The sequence below is a fragment of the Shewanella sp. Scap07 genome, from assembly GCF_013394145.1.
Classification (GTDB): Bacteria; Pseudomonadota; Gammaproteobacteria; order Enterobacterales; family Shewanellaceae; genus Shewanella; species Shewanella waksmanii.
Window position 1 is genome coordinate 507,172 of record NZ_CP041329.1, and the last position, 21,307, is coordinate 528,478.

A 21,307-nucleotide genomic window follows, 5' to 3' on the forward strand; every position below is an offset into this window, starting at 1 on the left:
AAATAGTGCTGAGTATCTCGCTGATTAGGCATGATTGTTAGGCGGAGCAATTTATCAATATGCTTAGTCACTACAAACGTGTACATGTAATTAGATTTGATCTTCATCAACGTGACTATAATCCTGATAATCAGCGTATGACGGTATTTAAACGTAGATTGTTTAAGCGCTTAAAACGACAGTATAAAATAAGTAAAATTGGCTACTGCTGGGTCAGGGAGCAAGTCAATGCTGCAGCTCAGCGCTATCACTATGTATTATTTCTGGATGGCCGTTGCATCCAATACCCACAAAAGGTTTTAGCAATAGTTGATAAAGTATGGAGTGATATGGCTGGATATAGTTATACCCTAAAGAATTGTTACTATAACGTCACTCGAGAGGATTTTGATGTGATGCTGAAGGTAGTTTATCGCATCAGTTACTTAGCTAAAGCTGCAGGAAAAGAAAAAAACCATTTCAGACCAAAAATTACTCCTGCAGTAGAATAGATTTTTATGACAACAAATAGCAATGCAGTGTTGTAGCGTCATTTGGTGAAGAATATAAACTCTATGGCATAGATCTCCAGTGTATGCTGTATGGGTTAAGATTGAGTGTCGTACAATATTTGTTCTTTATTATGGGGGGCGAGGTTTTGAATGTCTACGAAAGTGTGTTCTTCATGTTTAAAGCTTATCGATTCGGTTAAATTCCAAAGTCATTTGCTGAGTGAATGTGCTGTCAGATACCCAAATAAAAACAAATGCTTGTTGTTGATAAATTTCAATCAAAAAAAGGTAAAGGAAGCTAGTTTAGTAACGGCTTATAAAGAGGTTGAACAGAAGCCTATATGCCCGCACTGTTCAGAGATACTCAAAGATGAAAAGCGATTAGCTATACACCTATCTTCCAAATGCCCTAAAAGCCCTGATGTGATTAAAAAAAAGAAACAGCAAGCAAAAAAAGAACCTGCTTCCTCATCTACAGTCGCTCGAAATGATGTAGATAGTCTGACAGCTGTGTCGAGAGTTTAGGGACTGCGCACTCAGCAGGATATAAATAGCAGGCTAAAAATAGCTAGATAAAAACAACAGTACATAACAAAGGATAATCATGAGCAAGGACGCTTTACCGCAACAATCGCTGATAGCTTTATTGGACGACTCATTTAAACAGCTTGAATCTGAATATCAAGCAGGTCAGCCAGTAGTATTTTTTACTGGATATACCAGTAACCTATTTTTACCTCCTCCAGATGCAGTGCTTAAACTATTTGGCATTAGTAGCCCAACGCTATTCGGTATTGAAGTTGCAGAGCAAGATTTAAACTTACCGCTTGATATTATGTCCAGTAGTCGACACAAGTTAACTACCTCAGGTGTTGGATTGCCGTCAGTCAAAAAAATGTACCATTGGACAAGAGAGCTGTTCAGTCGAGTGGTTACTGATAGCTCTATTTTTAATGAGCATGCTATTGCGCAAAGTGCACTAGTTAGTTCTAATGCATTAGGCTGGTACTCGTTACTCAATAACTCAGAGGATATGAAGCGAGCAAATACCGCTGTCGATTTTGATGCGTTTAAACCATTACTCAGCTTTTTAACTCAACGCTGCAAACATGATATTGAGTGCTTTGAGCGTATCAAGCAGCAAGTTGATGAGCAGGGCTTTGAGGCTATGACGTTGGCAGATAAGCTGCAGCTCAAATCTCCTTTTTGGTTAAAGTATTCAGAGGTTGAACATTCAACGTGGCAAACGTTCAGTAGTTTATTGCTACAGCATGAGCAGCAATCGATAACAGATAAAGAGTCAGAGCTATTAGCCTTTAGGTATTTGGCTAGGCTGCAATTGGATTTTTATCTGGAAGCCACCGCACATTATGAAGTCGGTAATATTTTATCGACTACGACAGATGCGAACTTAGTGTTGAAGCCTGACGGTCTCTTAACAAAAGGGATTTTGTTTTATACCCAAGGCGCAGCTAAAAATTGCTTCGATGGTTTACTACATGAAATGGTACGAGTTTATAGCATTAAGCCGGGTAGTAAGTGTCAATGGCGGCAACTCGCTACACATATCGTTATTGATGAGTCGGGTGAGTGTGCTGAAACAATAAACGATAAGCAATATAAGCAGTTGAAGGACTGGCGTAATAACAAGAATATGCCTTCAGCTAAGAAGCTACAGCGTTTTTTTGCCAGTTTAGTGGGAGCTGATGACATCGATTGCATGGTTGTATTTTTATCCTATGCCCACATAGCTATAGCGCTAGATAAGCTACTTACTGAGATAAAAAATCCTTTCGTTAACGTCAAATATTCTGATGATGATTTGGACTTGGTGTTGAAGGCGGAGCTGAGTCGGTATGCTGAGTATTACTTGCGTTGCATGGAGCGTGAACTGCCAAAGGTGACTGCCGATGAAACCTAACAGCGATGGGAAATACATCTTTAAATCGATTAATTTTGCCAGTGTTTTTCTGCCTTCACCTGCAGATGTTTGTCAGTTACTAGGTTTGCCTGATAATTTTGTAAAAATGCTCCCCGCGATAGAAGCTCATTATGAGCTTCCTTTAAATGTTAGTCGGAGCTCTCGGGCAGAAATGACTAGGCAAGGCGTTGCTAAGCCAACAATCAAAAAATTATCTAAGTGGCTGGAATTATTGCCCATTCCACTAAAAAGGATGACTCATGTACCAACTATGTTGAAAACATATCGAGCAATGCTTGTAGGCTCTAATGCTGGGCCTTGGTATTCGGCTTCTTACGGTTTGGGGCTTTCTAGTCATGATAGCGAGTTAACGACTTTATTTGATTTTATTGATGCCAGAGCTAAAGCTGATTATCAGATGGTGAAGGGCATAAAGCATCAAATTAAACAAAGGATAATAGACAAGGATGACTCAAATGGGATTTGGCAAGCACAACTTGCTAGTTGGCAAAAACACAGCTTAGTGTCAGCCGAGCAGTTAGTGTGTTACTCCTTATATGCAGCCACTCCAGATGCTCCTGCCTTTAAAACAGAACAAGAGGGGATCGCAGTTTTAAAGGCGGCGTTTCACCTTACTTTCGACTTCTATTTGTCAGCGATTGCACACTTTGAGCTAGGACTCTCACTTTATTACATGCGCTGTGGAGCTAAAGAGGTGAATGAGCCACATCGCAGCCTATTTTCTTCGGCTATACATACTTATGCCGTTGCGGATGAGAAATGTACTTGTTTTAGCGCAATGCTAAATGAGCTACGCACTATTTTGGCTAAGAACGGGTTAGAGTCGAGTTGGCGCGCATTGGCGGCTTACATTGATATTGAAGAGGCTGGTCACGGTGTAGAGCTCTTAAGTGATAAACAATATAGGCAGCTTAATTACTGGCGGAATGGGGAAGATATGCCATCTGCCAATAAACTGCGTCGGTTTGTATCTAATTTGATGAGTGCCCTAGGTGGTAATGATGTGGATTCAGTTTTAATTTACCTTCGGATTGCAAGGGGGATTGATACGTTAGTTGCAAGGAGCAATGAGCAGGCGAAAGATGAAAGAGCCATTTTGATAATTGCCGAAGTATTAGCTGAATACACAAGGTATTTCGAGCATTATAAGCAAAACTATACAACTAAAGACGTGCAAATAGTGTAGCTTTTTGCACGTCTACTTGAGCCTTGTTGCTAAGTTAACGAGGGGTAATCATCAAGCTGCTCTTGCCAATCATCAGGACGTTCATCTTCGCCGCGACTCTGCCAATATGCATCATGCTCAGGGTTAAGTTGCTGTGAGCGGTTATCATCGTCATGTTTAGCCATGTTACTTACCTCCTTGCTTACCACTGCCAGAGTTGTTAGCTGCTGCGCTTTGAGCCTTAGCGGCAAAGCTGCCTTTTGCTACGGAACCACCATTCTGCTTTGCAGTAGCACCTTGAATACGAGCGGCTGCTTGAGGTGTCATTGGTGTTTTGTTTTTACTCATGTTGAATCTCCAAATTCTTAGTTTTATTAACAGGAGCCCCTGCTAACGAGAGAGATAATGACAAATTGTTTTGTGCTTGCCGCGGGGGGGAGATTGTCCAAATTGCAATTATTTGAAAGTTTTTTAAGTTATCTAGAGTTGACTGGCTGTTTCGCTAGGTAACTCAGTGTAGTATCAATAACTAAGTTAAAGGGCTGTAATTAAGGGGTTAATAATATGCTAAAAGCGATTTTGCACGGTAAGGCAGGACGCATTGAGCATAATGAAGATGAGTCGGTGAGTTGGTCTAGCCTATTTCAAGCCCGCGAAGATTTACTGACATCTACCATATTTGAGCGCTTTGCTTACTTGTCTGAGGCTGTGCAGGCCTGTTTATTAAAACATTGGTTTAAGACTTATCAGGGGATTATTCCTGATGTTTTCGGTGAGTTTAAAAGCATTAATTATTGGCCTCGCTATATTCATGAGCATGATGAGGGCGAGAATCAAGTTGAGCCAGATCTCATCATTCACTTTGATCAATGCAATATTTTGGTTGAGGTTAAACCACCAGCTGGTGGCGACCAATACTATGAACAATGGCATAAAGAGATCGAATCATTTTTGCAGTCAGAGAGTGGAAAAGAGAAGCCATTGTACTTTTTGGCTATAGGCCGAATTAGCCAAGCTGATGCAAGAGATTGGGCGATTCCTCTTTTGAGAGATGTTGATTGTTTAAAAGCGGTTGCAGCATTGGAGTGGGCTAGTGTAGCCGAGCATATGATTACAGTAACCAGTAGTGATGACGTGGACAATAACTCCATTGTGTCTAATCAAGATAGATTTATTTTGCAGGATATTTTAGAAGGGTTAAGTCTTTATGGTTTACAGGTAACCCCTTTTAAGTGGTCACAGTTCAAAGCTTACTCAATACAAAAGCTATCTCTTAATCATGGGCTATTACAATTAGAAAGGAGTCAAAATGAACAATAGTGAAATGGATGATCTTTTTACACAGATCAGAACTGCCCATCGGTTACTTGCAGCTTATTATCAACGTTTACTGCCCGTCATAGAAAGTATCGCACTTGAAGCAGATACTGAATTCTATTTTTGGTCGCCTCATCGTTTTTCGCCTCCTGGTCAAAGCAATGCAAACCCATTTAAAAAGTGGCAGTGGGATCTACTTCCTGCAGTTGTGACTCGTTATGTTTTTAAGCATGTAAATGACTTAAAACGAATCACTAAGGGAGATTACATCATCGAGTTTTTGGTTGTTAATGATTCTGGGATAGACGATGAAAAAAGTAAAAGCCAACCAGATGCATTAACGTTGAAAGTAGGTGTTAATGAGGCTAGAAGTATTCTAAAACTTGCCGTTTATCGTGCAGTACAAGATGAAGATTCAGACTTTTATAAGAAGTGGAATTCGATTAGTTATTCTGACTATAGTGATTCGATAGACGTTCAGTTAGATCATAAATTTGTCACTGCAGGCTTTGAAGTGCCTTTAAATTTGTTGATGAGTGATAGTGGTGTTCATACCGTCAAGGCTAAAATAGATCAATACCTTTTGATAACACAAGAAGCAGTTTCTGCGTATAGTGCTGACAATGGTGTTTAAATGCAAAATAATGAATTTGACAAAGTAGAAGCGCCTGCTATCTGACAGCTAGTTAGCTTGGGCTGGCATTATATTCCAGGTAAGGTACTCTCCCCAGAACATGTAAATGGAGTATAACCACAGCTTTTATCAAACCTTGGTTAGCTAATTCTCCGGAGAGAAGGACTAAGGTAAGGGAGGTAAAGGGCAAACGGTTAAGCTGTTGTACGAAGTGCGTGAAGTGGTCTCAGAAGTCGCAGGGGAGTCACTTGATAAGCTGTTTGAAGAATACTCTGGTGAATACACCGCAGAAGAGCAGCGTGAAACCAAAAATAAATATGGTGCAGTGCGAGAAGCGCCAGCTCGTATTCGTCGGGTGTGTATCGATGTGCTTAAGCACTATAGTGAGCTTTAATGCCAAGATAGTATTGGGGAGCCGCCATGCCGCAGCCATTTTTAAGCAGACCTGAGATCAGCAGGGAGCACAGCCATCTGAAGTGATTATCTCTGGTGACCATAACGACAAAGCTTATATCACTAAATACACAGATAAGGTTTATCAAAAGAAAGTTATCAGCAACTTCAAAAGCATTTCGGAATCGATGAATAGGCTGCTGAAGAGAATAATAAGAAGTTTGATATCACCGCCTTCCTTATCGTTAAAGATATGCTGTTAACGGGCTTTGATGCACCGATTGCGCAGGTAATATATATCGATAGTAAGCTAACAAGTTGACCCTATTAATGACCTCATTCCTGTATGCCTCAACTGCCACGGGATGCTACATACAGAAACACCAACGATGAGTATTGAAAAGCTAAAGCAACTAATTCAAAACAGTTAGTGGTAGATTATTTAAGTCCGAGCTGGTGGACGCTAAAAGCCATCAATTGAAGTAGGTTACCCCATTGTCATCAAAGCAGTCTGAACAAAGCATTAAATACAGTTGGTTTGGCCATTTTTATATGGGTAAGCCTGATGCTGTGAAACTTACTCACAGTGGCATTAGTTATCATCGTGGTAAAGGCTTGTTTACGACACAGCATCCCGTAATAAATAACACGAGTGATGAAGTTCGTTTCACGTGGCAGCAGCTAGATTCCCCACCAGCATTTATCTTTAGTCCTTTAGGTTATCTACTTAGCTTTACCGTATCGGGTAAGGCTTATCAATTGCCCTACTTAACCTATCTGGCTCACTATCAATTTGGCAAAAAATCCGCACTTTTGTGGGCTACTGGTAATGGGCAAAGTATCTGTGAGCTGGTGGCCAGAGTTGAGCGCACCATTGCAACGGAGTATTTGCGTCAGTCTCGTATAGAAATGATACACGCCAGAATTAAGCGTGAATATAAGCGCTGGTTCCCTTGGTGTGAAAATATGGCATTGCCTAATGACATAAAAACTGCACTAACCAAGTTAAAGCAGATGCATAGCTGGGGTAAAGCCGATATAGAAAGGCTACGTGAAAACTACGTACAAACTCAGTTGAGCAAATATGCCAATTTCTTTGAGCATGTTGAATCCAACCCTCTAACCGATAAGCAGCGACGAGCCTGCGTGATTGATGATAACAACAACTTGTTATTAGCAGGTGCAGGTACAGGAAAAACCAGCGTAATGGTGGGGCGTGCTGGTTACTTGGTCAAAAGTGGTCAGGCACAAGCTGATGATATTTTGCTGCTCGCTTATGGCAGAAAAGCTGCTGATGAGATGGACGAACGCATTAAAGAGAAGCTTGGTACTGACGATATTAAAGCTAGCACTTTCCACAGCTTAGGTTTAAGGATTATTGCTGAGGTTGAAGGCAAGGCTCCTAGCTTGTCTCCTTGGGCTGAGGATGAAAAAGCCAAAGACAAGTGGGTACAGGATACCCTCGAAACCTTGATTGAAGATGGGAACTATCGCAAACAGCTGTTTGAGTACTTCAGCCAATATTATTATGTTGAAAAAAGTCCCTTTGACTTTGAGTCAAAGGGTGAATATTTCCAGTACTTAACTGATAACGATATTCGCACTTTAAAAGGGGAGCGGGTAAAGAGTTTCGGTGAGTTATACATTGCCAACTGGTTATTCAGTAATGGCATTGAGTACCAATATGAAGCTAAGTATGAGCATGATGTAAGTAGTGTTGACTTTCGACAATATCAACCTGACTTTTACCTGCCTGACTACGGTGTGTATATTGAGTATTACGGCACTGATGAAGATGATAGTACCGCCCCCTATATCGATAACCAAAAATATTTAGAGTCGATGGAGTGGAAGCGACAATTGCATAAAGAGCATGAAACAGTTTGCCTCGAACTGTTTTATCATCAACATAAAAAGGGTCAGCTCATTGAAAAGCTTGAGCTGGCTATTCAAGCTATAGAGATTAAAGAACCACCTCTACCCGATGAAGCAATACTGGCAACCCTTAATGAACTTGGTCGCGTTACAGAGTTAGCAAAGCTGTTCAGCAAGCTAATTGGCTTGTATAAATCAGCCTGTTTAGATGATAACGGGCTAGAGAAGGTGTTTAATAATGCAGAAGATGCTAAGCAGACCCGTAAGGCATTTGAGCTACTAGCGCCGATACTAAATCGTTACCAGCAACACCTATCAGCCTCTGGCGATATAGATTTTGAGGATATGATAGGCAAAGCACTTAGCTATCTTCAACATGGACATTTTATCAGTTCATGGCGCTATATCATGGTCGATGAATTTCAAGATATCTCAGAGCCCAGAGCACGGTTAGTTAAAGCGCTAAGGGATTCGAGCTTACCAGGCAGTAAGCCAAAAGCATCTCTGTTTTGTGTTGGCGATGACTGGCAAGCGATTTATCGTTTTAGCGGTGCAGATGTCAGCTTAACCACAAAGTTTACAGAGTATTTCGGCCCTACGACTAAAACGTACTTAGATCAGACGTTCAGGTTCAACAGTAGCATTGGTAATGTCGCAACACAGTTTGTGACTAAGAACCCAGTGCAGCTAAAGAAAGATATACGCTCCCTATCGCAGGTTGATTACCCCGCGGTTTCATTAATACGACGAGGTGAGCAAGAGCCTGCAACTACAGATGAGCCGAGCCCTAATGCTCTTGAACAAGCTTTAAATGCGATTAACAAGCGTGTTGACAAGGCTGAAGATAAACTTAGCACTAAGTCAAAAGCCCAGCCTGTTGTGTACCTGCTTGCTCGCTTCTGGTTTCAACTACCCGATAGGATTGGATTGAAGCAGTTAAACATGCAGTATCCAAAGCTAATGATTGAATGTCAGTCTTTTCATGCATCAAAAGGCAAAGAGGCTGATTATGTGGTGGTTATGGGGATGAATACGGGAAAACATGGCTTCCCTTCAATGAAAGTTACCCCACCAATACTTGATGCATTTTTACCTAAGACTGAGGCATTTGAATTTGCAGAAGAGCGGCGCCTATTTTATGTAGCCTTAACTCGTGCAAAACATCGCGCATATGTACTTGCCGATATGACAGATGCTAGCCCATTTGTGGTCGAACTACTCAAGGAAAACTATGCCATTGAGCAAGAGGAGTTCAGTACCTCCCTAGTACAGCAGATCTTTGAAGAGATAAGTTGTGTACGCTGTACCACTGGCACGCTGAAACCAAGAGTAGGTAACTTCAAATCCTTCTTTTCATGCTCTCATTTTCCCATGTGTGACCACAAGGAGGAGGGCTGTGAGCTTTGTGGTAGCCCTATGACTCGTAGCCGCTTTACTGGCTTTAAAGTATGTCTAAATGATACCTGTAGTCATACTGCACCAGTTTGCAGTGTTTGTGGTGGTGATATGAAGCTTAAAAAAGGTCCCTACGGTGAATTTTGGGGCTGCACCAACTTCAGAAGAGATAGCCCAAATAGTTGCAGTAATAGAATGAACTTACAGGCCGCCGCTAGTTTACTGGAGCAATCTTGTTAGCGGAGCTCGCTTGCCAGAATTCTTCCTTTACACCTTTTTGGATCAAAAATGGATCATCTTGGTTCAAAACGAAACCGATAAAACGATCCGTTTATACTTCGTAAGTTTGTTTTTAAGGGGTTTCTTATGTTTTACATTGTTAACCTTGAATTGCGTCCTAAAGGGATCACTTAATCTTAGGTGTTCATATAATTTGAAGAGCGAGGCCTAGATAGGTTTGTCTATTAATTGTATGCGGGTAATTGTATGCGGCCAAATGTGGGGGCTGGGTTTACCAAAAGCCTCTGAATAGCAAGTTGAGTAGCATATAAAGCAAAACGGGCTTTCCATCTCTGGAAAACCCGTTTTAATACATCATGTTAAGAATTGCTTCTTAGTTCATGCCGTACTTTTTCAATTTTTTACGCAGAGTACCACGGTTGATACCTAGCATGTTTGCTGCGCGAGTTTGGTTACCGCGAGTGTGCTGCATGATGATATCTAGTAGAGGTGCTTCAACTTCGCTTAACACCATTTCATAAACTTCTTCAGCTTCTTGACCGTCCATTTGAGCGAAAAAGTTGGTTACTGCGCGCTTTACTGCGTCACGAAGTAACTGTGGCTTAATAGTGCCGTTAGCGGTCTCAATTTTGCCTACGGTAAGCTGATGAGCTTCTGGTTGAGTTGTCTGATCAAACATTCGTATTCTGCTCTTTATTAATTCTTTACTAATTCATCAAAATAACGTTCCAAAATGGAACATTGTTCTTCTACAGTTTCCAGCCGATTAAATTCAGCGCGTAATGGTCGCTGTACATCTTGGTCCAGATACCATCCAACATGCTTTCTGGCGATTCGGATACCCTTGTACTCGCCATACAATGCATATAAGTTTTTGAGGTGTTCCAGCATCACTTGACGCTTTTCATCCACTTCAACGGGCGCTAGCTTATTACCTGTTTCCAAGTAATGTTGGATTTCTCGGAAAATCCAAGGCCTTCCCTGGGCGCCTCGACCTATCATGATGGCATCTGCACCCGTATGTTCCAGCACAAACTGTGCTTTCTCTGGAGTACAAATATCACCATTTGCTACAACAGGTATCGAGACATGTTGCTTGATTGCTTTAATGGTGTCGTATTCGGCATGGCCTTTATACATGCATTGACGCGTTCGGCCGTGTACGGCGAGCGAGGCGATGCCACAATTTTCAGCAATCTGGGCGATCTGAACACCATTTTTGTGTTCTGGAGCCCACCCGGTGCGAATCTTCAACGTCACAGGTACATCAACAGCAGCAACCACGGCCCGCAGAATCGCTTCTACTTGCACTGGGTCCTGAAGCAATGCTGACCCTGCTAGTTTCTTATTCACCTTTTTTGCCGGACAGCCCATGTTGATATCAATGATGTGTGCTCCCTGTTGTACGTTGACAACAGCAGCTTGCGCCATTAATTCAGGATCTGAACCTGCAATTTGTACAGAGCGTATCCCGTCCTCACCAGCATGACTCATGCGGTGGCGGCTTTTATCGGTATCCCAAACATCAGGATTCGAAGAAAGCATCTCTGATACGGCTAAGGCTGCGCCATAGCGTAAGCAAAGGTTTCGAAAGGGCTGGTCCGTGACGCCTGCCATTGGAGCCACGATCAGCTGATTTTTCAGTTGATAGGGTCCTATCTGCATTTATCAGTACACCTTGCGCTATAAAGGGGCGCTATAGTACGCCTTTTTCAAGCCCGTGAAAAGGTCAATAAATGACCTGAGAGCAACTTTTTTGCTTGACTTTTGACTTGTGAGAAGTAACGGGCAGCCTAGACGCCGCCCGCCAATAGCGCTATTTGCGGGTGCCTGTCAAGCGACTCCAGTCGTCTTTGTGAGCAGGCTCGTCCATGTTGAACCATTGTGAATAATGCGCAGAAATCTCTTCGGCTTGTTCTCTTAATAAGCCTGATAAGGCTAACAAACCGCCCGGGGCGACTTTTTCGGCAATTAAGGGGGCCAGCTCTCTCAGTGGGCCGGCTAAGATATTGGCGACCAGCACTTCGGCTTGCAGGTTCTCAGGTTGATCTTCTGGTAAGTAGAGTGCCAGTTTGTCTGCAACCCCGTTACGCTCAGCATTGGCTTTTGAGGCTTCAATAGCTTGGTAGTCGATATCAATACCGGTGACGTTATTGGCACCGAGTTTTAATGCCGCTACCGCTAAAATGCCCGATCCACATCCAAAGTCGATAACAGGTTTATCGGTAAGGTCGAGGCTATCTAGCCACTCTAAACACAATGCTGTGGTGGGGTGAGTACCGGTACCAAAAGCTAAACCAGGATCCAGCATGACATTAACCGCTTGTGGGTCGGGGACTTCGCGCCAACTTGGGCAGATCCATAACCGGCGCCCAAATTGAATCGGGTGGAAGTTGTCCATCCATTCTCGTTCCCAATCTTTATCCTCGACCTGCTCGATTTTATGGCTGAAGTCATCACCCAAGTAAGGCAGTTGTTTGAGCATGGCGACTACAGGGGCTAAATCATAGTCGGCATCAAAAAGTGCCGTGATCACGGTGTGATTCCACAGTGGCGTTTCACCCAATGTCGGCTCATAAATTGGGGTGTCTTTACCATCTTCATAGGTGATCGATAACGAGCCTAATTCCATTAGCATATCGCTAAGGGCATCCGCGTGTTGATTATCGGTATCGATTTTGAGTTGAATCCAAGCCATGAAAGCGTTCTCTACAGTTCAATAATGGCGCTATTGTAATACCAATAAGGCTAAATAGCTGCATTTTGCACGGATTGCTGTGGCAATGATGCGGTTTTAATCGTAATAAATGCCGTTGAAAATCAATACAACTTAATCACTTAGATAGCTAGGTCGTGGGAAAATATTGGCATTATTAAGTGTGGTTGAGCTTATCGCACTTATTTTGTTGATGATTATTTTGTTTGAATAGGTGTTGTAAGTGATTGAATATTTTTGGTAAAAAGGTTTTACCTTTGTTTTGATTGTAAGGGGTTGTTTGTGATCTGCTTCAAATAGTAACAAGTTAGTCAGTGAGCTTGCTCACGCTTTGTTTGTCAGTAAATAGGCAGATGGATTGGGGCTGATATGGTGTAGATCCCGATATTAGACGCAATGAAATCATGAACGTTAAAAGCTTGCTATCTCATCACAATCACTATGCATCTTTAGGCAGCCCTTGGTCGGCCAAAGCCGATAAAGTCCAAAGTGTGACAGGCGTTATGCTAGGTTGCTTTTTGTTGGCTCATTTACATTTTGAGTCAAGCATTCTGCTGGGCAAAGAGGCCTTCTTTCATGTGGTGCAATTCTTAGAAGGTGGCATGTTCAGCAGCACAGGCCACGGTTTCCCTGTCGTCACTAAAGTATTCTCTATTTTCATTATGGCGGTGGTGATTATCCACGCTGCCGTTGCGTTACGCCGCTTTCCTGCGCAGTTGGGCCAATGGCGAGCACTGAGAAGACACATGCATGGTATCAACCATAAAGATAGCCATGCCTGGTTCTGGCAGTTAGTGACCGGCTTTATTTTGTTTTTCCTCGCGCCGGTACACATCTTTACTATGATCACTAATCCTGAAATTGGCCCGCACTTGTCAGCCGAACGTGTTTACCATGCCAATGCTTGGCTGCTGTACATTTTGCTACTACCAGCAGTGGTGATCCACGCCATGATTGGTCTGTACCGAGTAGCCGTTAAATGGGGCTTTACCCATAATCGTGCCGGGCTTAGAAAAGTCGCGAAGGTGTTGATTGTGTACTTAATGGTAATCGGCCTACTTAGTTTGATCTCTTATATGTTCATTGGCCAAGAGCTGACGTTACCCGTCACGCCATACGTTCCCTAGGTAATACTGCTTAGATTAATTTAGTGATGAGTAATTTAATCTAAGCTGCTTTGATCTGCCGCACGGAATTTGCCGAAAATGTGAGCGACATTAGTGAACAGAGTTGTAATTAGACAGCTCGTTTACTGTCTCAGCCCATAGAGGGGAGGAGTTATGTCGTTGACCAAAAAAATCAATTATTTCGGCGGTTGGCTCGATGTCAGCCAAAGCCTGTCGGGCATCATATTAGCCCTATTTTTATGGACACACTTGTTGCTAGTGGCGTCGATATTATTAGGCGCAGATGCGATGACTATGGTGGCCAAAACCATGGAGCTGAGCTTCCTCAGTGCTGATGGTCATGGCTACCCGTGGGTAGTGTCGGTCATTGCGGTAGTGATTGGAATTATCACTTTGGTGCATGTGCTTGCAGCGGTGCATAAATTGCCACTGAACCTGCAACAGCAGCGCGCCTTACGGCAACAGATGCAAGTGATTCACCACGGCGATACCAAGTTGTGGGTGTGGCAAGCGGTAACTGGGGTCGGCATATTGTTATTGCTGCCATTGCATTTATGGCTTATTGGCAGTGCACCAGAAACCATCGGTCCAGTCGGCAGTGCTGATCGCATCTGGAATGATGGGGTATGGATGGTCTATGTGCCACTGTTGTTATGTGTGGAGCTGCACGCTGCCATTGGTGTGTACCGAGTGATCATTAAATGGGGCGCACAGAGTGCCCTGAGCAGTAGAAGTCGAATAAGAAAGATAAAAACCATTGTGAGCATTGTGTTTGTGTTGGTCGGTCTGGCGGCATTACTCGCCTTTTTACCACACGCCACATGACCTAAATAGCCAGAAGTAATTTATCCCTCAAAAGGAGCAAGCGTGAAACTGATATATACCGATTCGCTAGTTGTCGGTGCTGGGTTGGCCGGTTTAAGGGTTGCCATTGCCTCAAAAGAGCGCGGGCTCGACACTGTCGTGCTGTCTCTGATTCCTGCAAAACGATCTCACTCTGCCGCAGCGCAGGGTGGCATGCAGGCGAGTTTGGGTAATACGGTCAAAGGTATGGGAGATGATGAAGATGTGCATTTCCAAGATACCGTAAAAGGCTCAGATTGGGGATGCGACCAAGATGTCGCGCGCATGTTTGCTCATTGTGCTCCTAAGGCCGTGCGTGAATTGGCCAACTGGGGCGTACCCTGGACACGAGTCACCAAAGGCCCTCGCCAAGTGGTAGTTAATGCCGAAAAAGTCACTATTGAAGAGGCAGAGCAAGCTCACGGCTTAATCAATGCCCGCGACTTTGGTGGCACCAAGAAGTGGCGCACCTGTTACACCGCGGATGGCACCGGTCATTCATTATTGTATGCGGTAGATAACAAAGCGATTGAGATGGACATTCCTGTCCATGAAAGAGTTGAGGCTTTAGCGCTGATCCATGACGGCAAACGCTGCCAAGGTGTTGTGGCGCGCTGCATGATAACTGGCGAGTTGCGAGCTTATATTGCTAAATCGACCACCATCGCTACCGGCGGTTATGGTCGAATTTACGAAGTCTCTACCAACGCCATTATTTGCGAGGGTGTTGGTCAAGCGTTAGCGTTAGAAACAGGCGTGGCTAAGCTTGGGAATATGGAAGCGGTACAGTTCCACCCAACAGCGATTGTCCCTGTAGGGATTTTGACCACAGAAGGCTGCCGGGGAGATGGTGGCTTGTTGCGAGACAAAGATGGTCATCGCTTCATGCCAGACTATGAGCCTGAAAAGAAAGAACTTGCCTCTCGCGATGTGGTATCACGTCGCATGACTGAGCACATGCGTAAAGGTAAAGGCGTGGATAGCCCATATGGGCCGCATTTGTGGTTAGATATTACCTTACTAGGCCGTAAGCACGTTGAGACTAACTTGCGTGAAGTTAAAGAGATCTGCGAAAACTTCTTGGGTATTGACCCAGCCAAAGAGTGGATTCCGGTTAGACCTACGCAACACTACTCTATGGGCGGAATTCGTACCGACAAAACCGGTCAAAGCCCACATTTAAAAGGTTTGTTCAGTGTGGGTGAGGCGGCGTGCTGGGACATGCATGGTTTTAACCGTTTAGGCGGTAACTCCTTAGCTGAAACCGTGGTTGGTGGCATGATCATTGGCAAGTATGTTGCCGACTTCTGCCAGCAAGAAACCTTGGAAATCAACACTGGTCTAGCGCAGCAATTTGTCGACAAAGTGCGTAATGAAATCGATGGCTTAATTGAGGGCCAAGGCACTGAATCTGCCTTTGAGATTAAGCAGCAGATGCAACGCATCATGATGGACTATGTGGGGATTTTCCGTAATGGGCCTGAGCTACAAAAAGCCATTGATGAGCTGCAAGCATTGTTGAAGCGTTCGCGTAATCTTGGTCTTAAATGTAAGAAGCGTCATGCTAATCCTGAGTTGGTCGAAGCGCTAAGGGTTACACGTATGCTAAAAGTGGCGCTAACGGTCGCCTGTGGCGCTGAAGCACGTACAGAAAGCCGTGGTGCCCATGCCCGTGAAGATTATCCGCAGCGTAATGACCAAGAGTGGTTAAACCGCACCTTAACGAGTTGGCCAAATGAAGAGGCTTTAGCGCCGACAATCAGTTATGAGCAGCTCGATGTTATGAAGATGGAGCTACCACCAGGGTACCGTGGCTATGGTATCGATAATGCCATCGCCCATCCTGATACGGTTAAACGAGAGCAGCAGATTGCTGAGATCCTCAGTCAATTGCCAGAGGATGCTGATCGTCACCAGAAACAACAGGCAATCATGCCATTTGAACTGCCGGAAGCGTTAGTGGCTAAAAATGAGCGTCTAGCTGATGTGCTCGCGCAACAAGAAACTCAGGTTGGAGAACAAGCAAAATGAACCAAGGTCGCATGTTAACCTTTAATATCTTTCGTTATGACCCACAAGAGCCGGGTGATAAACCTAAGATGGTAAAATACCAGCTTGAAGAAGCGCCTGGCATGACCGTATTTATTGCCTTAAATATGTTGCGTGAACAACAAGACCCGTCATTGCAGTTTGATTTTGTCTGCCGCGCGGGTATTTGTGGCAGTTGTGCCATGGTGATAAACGGTATGCCTACCCTGGCGTGCCGCACGTTAACCAGCAAGTACTCTAAGGGTGAAATCACTTTGATGCCACTGCCTGGCTTTGAACTGATTGGCGATCTCTCAGTGAATACGGGCAAGTTTATGCGCGAGATTGCTGAGCGCTTAAAACTGTGGTTGCATCCTAATGAGCAAGACAGCGACATTCACCGCTTAGAAGCGCCTATGTCGCCTGAAGAAGCGGCCAAGCTGTATGAGCTGGAACGCTGTGTTGAGTGTGGCGTTTGTGTCTCTGCTTGTGCCACTAAGCAGATGCGTGACACTTTTGTGGGTGCTGTTGGCCTGATGAAAATTGCCCGCTTTGAGCTAGATAGCCGCGACCAACGCAGTGCAGAAGATTTCTATCATGTAATTGGTAACCAAGACGGTGTATTTGGTTGCATGACCTTGCTTGGCTGCCAAGACAACTGCCCTAAAGATCTGCCGCATATGCAGCAAATTGCTTATTTGCGCCGTAAGATGGCCGTTACTTTAGTGTAGCGCTTTGGAATCAATAGAAAAAGCCTGCATATATGCAGGCTTTTTTTGGGTAACCTTTGTATTTGAGGTAACAAAAAGGCCACTGTAAAACAGTGGCCTTTTTAATCAACGCGATTGATTAGCTCTTAGCGCGTTTCATCGCAGTGAAGAACTCATCATTGGTTTTGGTCATTGCCAGTTTGTCGATGAGGAACTCCATGCCGCTGACTTCATCCATAGGGTTGAGGATTTTGCGTAAAATCCACATCTTTTGCAGCTCATCTGGCGTAGTCAGTTTCTCTTCACGACGAGTACCTGAGCGGTTGAAGTCGATTGCAGGGAATACACGTTTTTCTGCTGCTTTACGAGATAGGTGCAGTTCTTGGTTACCAGTACCTTTAAATTCTTCGTAAATAACCTCGTCCATTTTCGAACCTGTATCTACAAGCGCGGTCGCGATAATGGTTAAACTGCCGCCATTTTCAATATTACGTGCAGCACCAAAGAAGCGCTTAGGACGGTGCAGAGCGTTGGCATCAACACCACCGGTAAGTACCTTACCCGATGATGGAATTACCGTGTTGTAAGCACGTGCCAAACGAGTGATAGAGTCGAGCAGGATAACCACATCTTTTTTGTGCTCAACTAAACGCTTAGCTTTTTCAATGACCATTTCGGCAACTTGTACGTGACGGCTTGCTGGCTCATCAAAAGTAGAAGCAATAACTTCACCTTTTACCATACGCTGCATTTCGGTCACTTCTTCTGGACGCTCATCAATTAGCAATACCATTAACACCACTTCTGGGTTGTTATAGGTGATGCTTTGCGCCATGTTCTGTAGCAGTAAAGTTTTACCGGCTTTTGGCGGCGCCACAATCAAACCACGCTGACCTTTACCAACGGGTGAGCATAGGTCAAGAATACGCGAAGTAATATCTTCAGTTGAACCATTACCACGCTCCATACGAAGACGGTCTTCAGCATGCAGTGGGGTTAAGTTTTCAAAGAGGATTTTAGTACGAGAGTTTTCAGGCTTGTCAAAGTTAACTTCATTAACTTTCAGTAGAGCAAAATAGCGTTCGCCATCTTTAGGTGGGCGAATCTTACCGAAAATGGTATCACCCGTTCGCATATTGAAGCGGCGAATCTGACTTGGTGAAACGTAAATGTCATCAGGGCCCGCAAGGTAAGAACCATCTGCACTACGTAAGAAACCGAAGCCGTCTTGGAGAATTTCTAATACGCCGCCGCCGAAAATGTCTTCACCGCTTTTGGCATGGGCTTTAAGGATGGCGAAAATAATGTCCTGCTTACGAGCGCGGGCCATATTATCGATTTTCATCTCTTGGGCTAGGGTAACGAGGTCTGAAATCGACTTGTCTTTTAATTCTGATAAATTCATCGTGGTGGGTCTTGTATATGCGAGATAATGCTATCGCCGAATAATAGGATAAAGTGTGTTTAGGATATTAGTCGGATAGCGAGATGTGGGTTAATAACATTAATTTGGTTATTAAAGTAGCACTAACAGCGCGGGGCGTCTAGAAATTTAGCAAGCCCCGACACAATTTATTGATAAAGCTGTGTCGGGAATCACTTTATAATGCAGTTTTGGGCGCATTATAGCTGGGCGTCAATAAACTCTTTTAATTGAGTTTTAGATAGTGCGCCAACTTTAGTACCGGCAAGCTCACCATTTTTAAAGATAAGCAGTGTTGGAATACCACGTACACCGTACTTAGCAGCAGAGGCATTGTTGTGGTCAACGTTTAGCTTACCAATTTTGACTTTGCCTTCATATTCTTCAGCGACGTCATCTAAAATTGGCGCGATCATTTTACAAGGGCCACACCACTCTGCCCAAAAATCGACTACTACAGGGATATCAGATTTAATTACGTCAGTGTCGAAGCTGTCGTCGCTCAAGGTTATGATTTTATCGCTCATGATGTTCTCCAGTTAGGTTGCCATTGCTGGTTTGTTAATGGCTTAACCTGTATATTGGGTCTGAAATTCGCTTTTCAAGACTTTTTTTAAGCAGTTTTCAGTACAGTTTTTAATAATCGTTATTTCAAACGATTGAGTTTCTTATTGCAACCCTAACTGGTATGCTGGCGCCTATGAGCGAAACACATTTATCAAATCAGAAGTTTGCCGACTTTTCTCTACATCCAGAGATAAAAACAGCACTTAATGAGAGCGGTTTTGAATTTTGTACACCAATTCAAGCGCTTTCCCTCCCTATTTTACTAGAAAAGAAAGACATTGCTGGCCAGGCCCAAACCGGTACTGGTAAGACACTGGCTTTTCTAGTTGCCACATTTAACCATTTACTTAGCACACCAATCCCTGAGGGGCGCGAGCTCAATCAGCCACGTGCAATTGTAATGGCACCAACACGTGAATTGGCGATCCAGATCGCTAAGGATGCGAAGTTGTTGGCGAAACACACCGGTCTAAAGGTGGGTATCGTCTATGGTGGCGAAAGCTACGATGTGCAACGTAAAGTGCTGGATCAAGGTGTCGATATTCTTATTGGTACCACAGGGCGAATTATTGATTATGTTCGTCAAGGTGTGATTAATCTCAGCGCCATTCAAGCGGTGGTGTTAGATGAAGCTGATCGCATGTTCGATTTGGGCTTTATTAAAGATATTCGTTTCTTGTTTAGACGCATGCCTGATGCTAAATCGCGTTTGAATATGCTCTTTTCGGCAACCTTGTCGATGAAAGTGCAAGAGCTGGCATACGATCATATGAACGAGCCAGAGAAAGTCGAAATCGCGCCGGATGAGAAAACCTCTAAAAACATCAAGGAAGAGATTTTTTATCCATCGATGGATGAAAAAATGCGCTTGTTGTTGAGCCTGATTGAAGAAGATTGGCCTGAAAAAGCGATTGTTTTCTCTAACACTAAACATAGCTGTGAGAATTTGTGGTCATGGTTAGAAGGTGATGGACATCGTGTTGGCTTGTTGACTGGTGATGTGCCGCAAAAGAAACGTATCCGTATTCTTGAGCAATTTACCAATGGTCAGTTAGACATTTTGGTGGCCACGGATGTGGCAGCGCGTGGTTTACATATTTCAGATGTATCGCATGTGTATAACTATGATCTTCCGGACGATTGCGAAGATTATGTGCATCGTATTGGTCGTACAGGTCGTGCTGGTCAAAAAGGGGTGTCAGTCAGCTTTGCTTGTGAAGAGTATGCCCTTAACTTACCTGCCATTGAGAGCTATATTCAGCATTCAATTCCTGTCAGTAATTATGACAGTGAAGCGTTGCTTGATGATATCCCAGCGCCAATTCGGGTACATCGTAAGCATAACAACCGTCCGCAAGGGCGTTCAGGTAGCGGTCGCCCACCTCAAGGTAATCGCAACGCGCGTCCAAGACGTCATGACAGGACTCGCAGACACAGCTAAATGACTGACGTTCAATCAGCGCCGCGTTATGCGGCCATTACCTTAGGTTCTAATAGCTTCAATATGCTGGTTGCGCAAACCGTTGCCGGCAAACCGAATGTTATTGCTAAATACAAGCGCAAGGTGCGTTTAGCTCAAGGTATTGGCAGTGATGGTGTACTCAGTGATGAGGCATTTGACCGCGGCATTGATTGTCTGAAAATGTTTGCAGACATGCTCGATAAAGAAGGTGTCGCACGTCAGCATGTTGCAGTCATTGCCACTGCAACATTGCGTAGTATTAAAAATGCTCAGGCATTCAGTGATATTGCGTTACCGATTTTGCAGCAACCGATAGAGATCATTAGCGGATTGCGAGAAGCTGAGTTGATCTACCAAGGGATGGCTGCCACCACTGCTGGTGAAGGCCGCCGTTTAGTGATTGACATTGGCGGTGCCAGTACCGAATTCATTGTTGGTGATGGCGATAGCGTGCTGTTTAAGCAAAGCCTTCCTATCGGATGTGTGACTTTTAATAGTTTGTTTTTCAATGACTTTCCTTACCAAGAGCTTGACTTCAATAGCGCATCAGACAAAGTACAGCAAACCTTAGGTGACTACGCCCAAGAGCTTCGTCGTTTGGGGTGGCATGGGGTTGTTGGAGCCTCAGGTAGTGTACAATCGGTGATCGAACTGCTTAATCATCGTAGTATGACGGCAACGATCACGCCGCAGGTATTGCAACAGTTACAGCTAGAAATCTTGTCCCAACCCGAGCAATCTATGCTTGGCATTGAAGGGCTGCACCCTGAGCGTGCACCAACATTTGCAGCGGGGGTGGCGATACTCCAAGCACTGTTTACCTTATTAGAGATTGATAAGCTCAACCTTTCTGGTGGCGCACTCCGCGAAGGGGTTTTACAACAGCTAGCCAATCAGGTCACCGCGCAGTAATCGCGCTCCCACTTAAATTATCTCTTGCAAACTTAGTTATCAGCTTCGCAACAACTATCATCCAGAT

At 44.0% G+C, this 21,307-nt stretch carries 22 protein-coding genes; 15 read left to right on the forward strand and 7 right to left on the reverse strand.

Features of this window, described 5'->3' with window-relative positions; all coding sequences use genetic code 11:
* Nucleotides 1–59 precede the first annotated feature (59 nt).
* The 4 genes from FLM48_RS02400 (at nt 60) to FLM48_RS02415 (ending at nt 3,619) form a co-directional block, all read left to right on the forward strand.
* A complete protein-coding gene (locus FLM48_RS02400; RefSeq protein WP_179023204.1) occupies nt 60–491 on the forward strand; it encodes an inovirus-type Gp2 protein in 432 nt (143 codons plus the stop codon).
* A gap of 150 nt (nt 492–641) precedes the next feature.
* Nucleotides 642–1,016: a hypothetical protein gene (locus tag FLM48_RS02405; RefSeq protein ID WP_179023206.1), complete on the forward strand. Its 375-nt coding sequence runs from the start codon at nt 642–644 to the stop codon at nt 1,014–1,016.
* A 79-nt stretch (nt 1,017–1,095) separates the two neighbouring features.
* Nucleotides 1,096–2,412: a hypothetical protein gene (locus tag FLM48_RS02410; protein WP_179023207.1), complete on the forward strand. Its 1,317-nt coding sequence runs from the start codon at nt 1,096–1,098 to the stop codon at nt 2,410–2,412.
* Nucleotides 2,402–3,619 (forward strand): hypothetical protein, encoded by a 1,218-nt coding sequence (locus FLM48_RS02415; RefSeq protein ID WP_179023209.1) that lies wholly within the window; start codon nt 2,402–2,404, stop codon nt 3,617–3,619. Before FLM48_RS02410 ends, FLM48_RS02415 begins: the two co-directional genes overlap by 11 nt.
* A 29-nt stretch (nt 3,620–3,648) precedes the next feature.
* On the opposite strand, the gene FLM48_RS22655 is transcribed toward FLM48_RS02415, so the two are convergent.
* Complete coding sequence (locus tag FLM48_RS22655; RefSeq protein ID WP_256871023.1) at nt 3,649–3,783, reverse strand: hypothetical protein; 135 nt, start codon at nt 3,781–3,783, stop codon at nt 3,649–3,651.
* A gap of 1 nt (nt 3,784) precedes the next feature.
* The gene (locus FLM48_RS02420) at nt 3,785–3,946 is read right to left on the reverse strand and encodes a hypothetical protein (RefSeq protein ID WP_179023211.1); all 162 of its coding nucleotides are present in this window, start codon (nt 3,944–3,946) and stop codon (nt 3,785–3,787) included.
* 216 nt (nt 3,947–4,162) lie between these two features.
* Here FLM48_RS02420 and FLM48_RS02425 point away from each other — a divergent pair, with 216 nt between their 5' ends.
* The 5 genes from FLM48_RS02425 (at nt 4,163) to FLM48_RS02440 (ending at nt 9,452) form a co-directional block, all read left to right on the forward strand.
* Nucleotides 4,163–4,918, forward strand: coding sequence for a hypothetical protein (locus FLM48_RS02425; protein WP_179023213.1), 756 nt, complete (start codon nt 4,163–4,165; stop codon nt 4,916–4,918).
* Complete coding sequence (locus FLM48_RS02430; RefSeq protein WP_179023215.1) at nt 4,908–5,549, forward strand: hypothetical protein; 642 nt, start codon at nt 4,908–4,910, stop codon at nt 5,547–5,549. Before FLM48_RS02425 ends, FLM48_RS02430 begins: the two co-directional genes overlap by 11 nt.
* Nucleotides 5,550–5,751: 202 nt before the next feature.
* Nucleotides 5,752–5,943, forward strand: coding sequence for a hypothetical protein (locus tag FLM48_RS22660; RefSeq protein WP_256871024.1), 192 nt, complete (start codon nt 5,752–5,754; stop codon nt 5,941–5,943).
* A gap of 252 nt (nt 5,944–6,195) precedes the next feature.
* A complete protein-coding gene (locus tag FLM48_RS22875; protein WP_372847466.1) occupies nt 6,196–6,264 on the forward strand; it encodes a hypothetical protein in 69 nt (22 codons plus the stop codon).
* A gap of 173 nt (nt 6,265–6,437) precedes the next feature.
* Nucleotides 6,438–9,452, forward strand: a complete 3,015-nt coding sequence (locus FLM48_RS02440) for a UvrD-helicase domain-containing protein (protein ID WP_179023217.1) — start codon at nt 6,438–6,440, stop codon at nt 9,450–9,452.
* Nucleotides 9,453–9,825: 373 nt separating this feature from the next.
* On the opposite strand, the gene fis is transcribed toward FLM48_RS02440, so the two are convergent.
* From fis to prmA, 3 genes are all read right to left on the reverse strand, one after another.
* On the reverse strand, nt 9,826–10,131 hold the full coding sequence (gene fis / locus FLM48_RS02445; RefSeq protein WP_028774417.1) for a DNA-binding transcriptional regulator Fis: 306 nt from the start codon (nt 10,129–10,131) through the stop codon (nt 9,826–9,828).
* 17 nt (nt 10,132–10,148) lie between these two features.
* Nucleotides 10,149–11,117: a tRNA dihydrouridine synthase DusB gene (gene dusB / locus FLM48_RS02450; protein WP_179023219.1), complete on the reverse strand. Its 969-nt coding sequence runs from the start codon at nt 11,115–11,117 to the stop codon at nt 10,149–10,151.
* A gap of 151 nt (nt 11,118–11,268) precedes the next feature.
* On the reverse strand, nt 11,269–12,150 hold the full coding sequence (gene prmA / locus FLM48_RS02455; RefSeq protein ID WP_179023221.1) for a 50S ribosomal protein L11 methyltransferase: 882 nt from the start codon (nt 12,148–12,150) through the stop codon (nt 11,269–11,271).
* Between the two features lie 422 nt (nt 12,151–12,572).
* Between prmA and FLM48_RS02460 the strand changes: the two genes are divergently transcribed.
* The 4 genes from FLM48_RS02460 (at nt 12,573) to FLM48_RS02475 (ending at nt 16,897) form a co-directional block, all read left to right on the forward strand.
* Nucleotides 12,573–13,295 carry a fumarate reductase cytochrome b subunit gene (locus FLM48_RS02460; protein WP_051484680.1) on the forward strand — a complete coding sequence of 241 codons (723 nt, stop codon included), beginning with the start codon at nt 12,573–12,575 and terminating at the stop codon, nt 13,293–13,295.
* 153 nt (nt 13,296–13,448) lie between these two features.
* On the forward strand, nt 13,449–14,120 hold the full coding sequence (locus FLM48_RS02465) for a fumarate reductase cytochrome b subunit (protein WP_179023223.1): 672 nt from the start codon (nt 13,449–13,451) through the stop codon (nt 14,118–14,120).
* Nucleotides 14,121–14,162: 42 nt separating this feature from the next.
* On the forward strand, nt 14,163–16,169 hold the full coding sequence (locus tag FLM48_RS02470; RefSeq protein ID WP_179023225.1) for a fumarate reductase flavoprotein subunit: 2,007 nt from the start codon (nt 14,163–14,165) through the stop codon (nt 16,167–16,169).
* The gene (locus FLM48_RS02475; RefSeq protein WP_179023227.1) at nt 16,166–16,897 is read left to right on the forward strand and encodes a fumarate reductase iron-sulfur subunit; all 732 of its coding nucleotides are present in this window, start codon (nt 16,166–16,168) and stop codon (nt 16,895–16,897) included. The genes FLM48_RS02470 and FLM48_RS02475 overlap by 4 nt, the downstream gene beginning before the upstream one ends.
* A 118-nt stretch (nt 16,898–17,015) precedes the next feature.
* Here the strand turns inward: FLM48_RS02475 and rho are convergent, their stop codons facing one another.
* Nucleotides 17,016–18,281 carry a transcription termination factor Rho gene (gene rho, locus FLM48_RS02480; RefSeq protein WP_028774760.1) on the reverse strand — a complete coding sequence of 422 codons (1,266 nt, stop codon included), beginning with the start codon at nt 18,279–18,281 and terminating at the stop codon, nt 17,016–17,018.
* A gap of 218 nt (nt 18,282–18,499) precedes the next feature.
* Nucleotides 18,500–18,826, reverse strand: a complete 327-nt coding sequence (gene trxA, locus FLM48_RS02485) for a thioredoxin TrxA (protein WP_028774759.1) — start codon at nt 18,824–18,826, stop codon at nt 18,500–18,502.
* A 173-nt stretch (nt 18,827–18,999) separates the two neighbouring features.
* On the opposite strand from trxA, the gene rhlB reads away from it, so the two are divergent.
* Both rhlB and FLM48_RS02495 read left to right on the forward strand, forming a co-directional pair.
* Nucleotides 19,000–20,307: an ATP-dependent RNA helicase RhlB gene (gene rhlB, locus FLM48_RS02490; protein ID WP_179023229.1), complete on the forward strand. Its 1,308-nt coding sequence runs from the start codon at nt 19,000–19,002 to the stop codon at nt 20,305–20,307.
* A complete protein-coding gene (locus FLM48_RS02495; RefSeq protein WP_179023231.1) occupies nt 20,308–21,240 on the forward strand; it encodes an exopolyphosphatase in 933 nt (310 codons plus the stop codon). It begins immediately after the preceding gene.
* Nucleotides 21,241–21,307 lie beyond the last annotated feature (67 nt).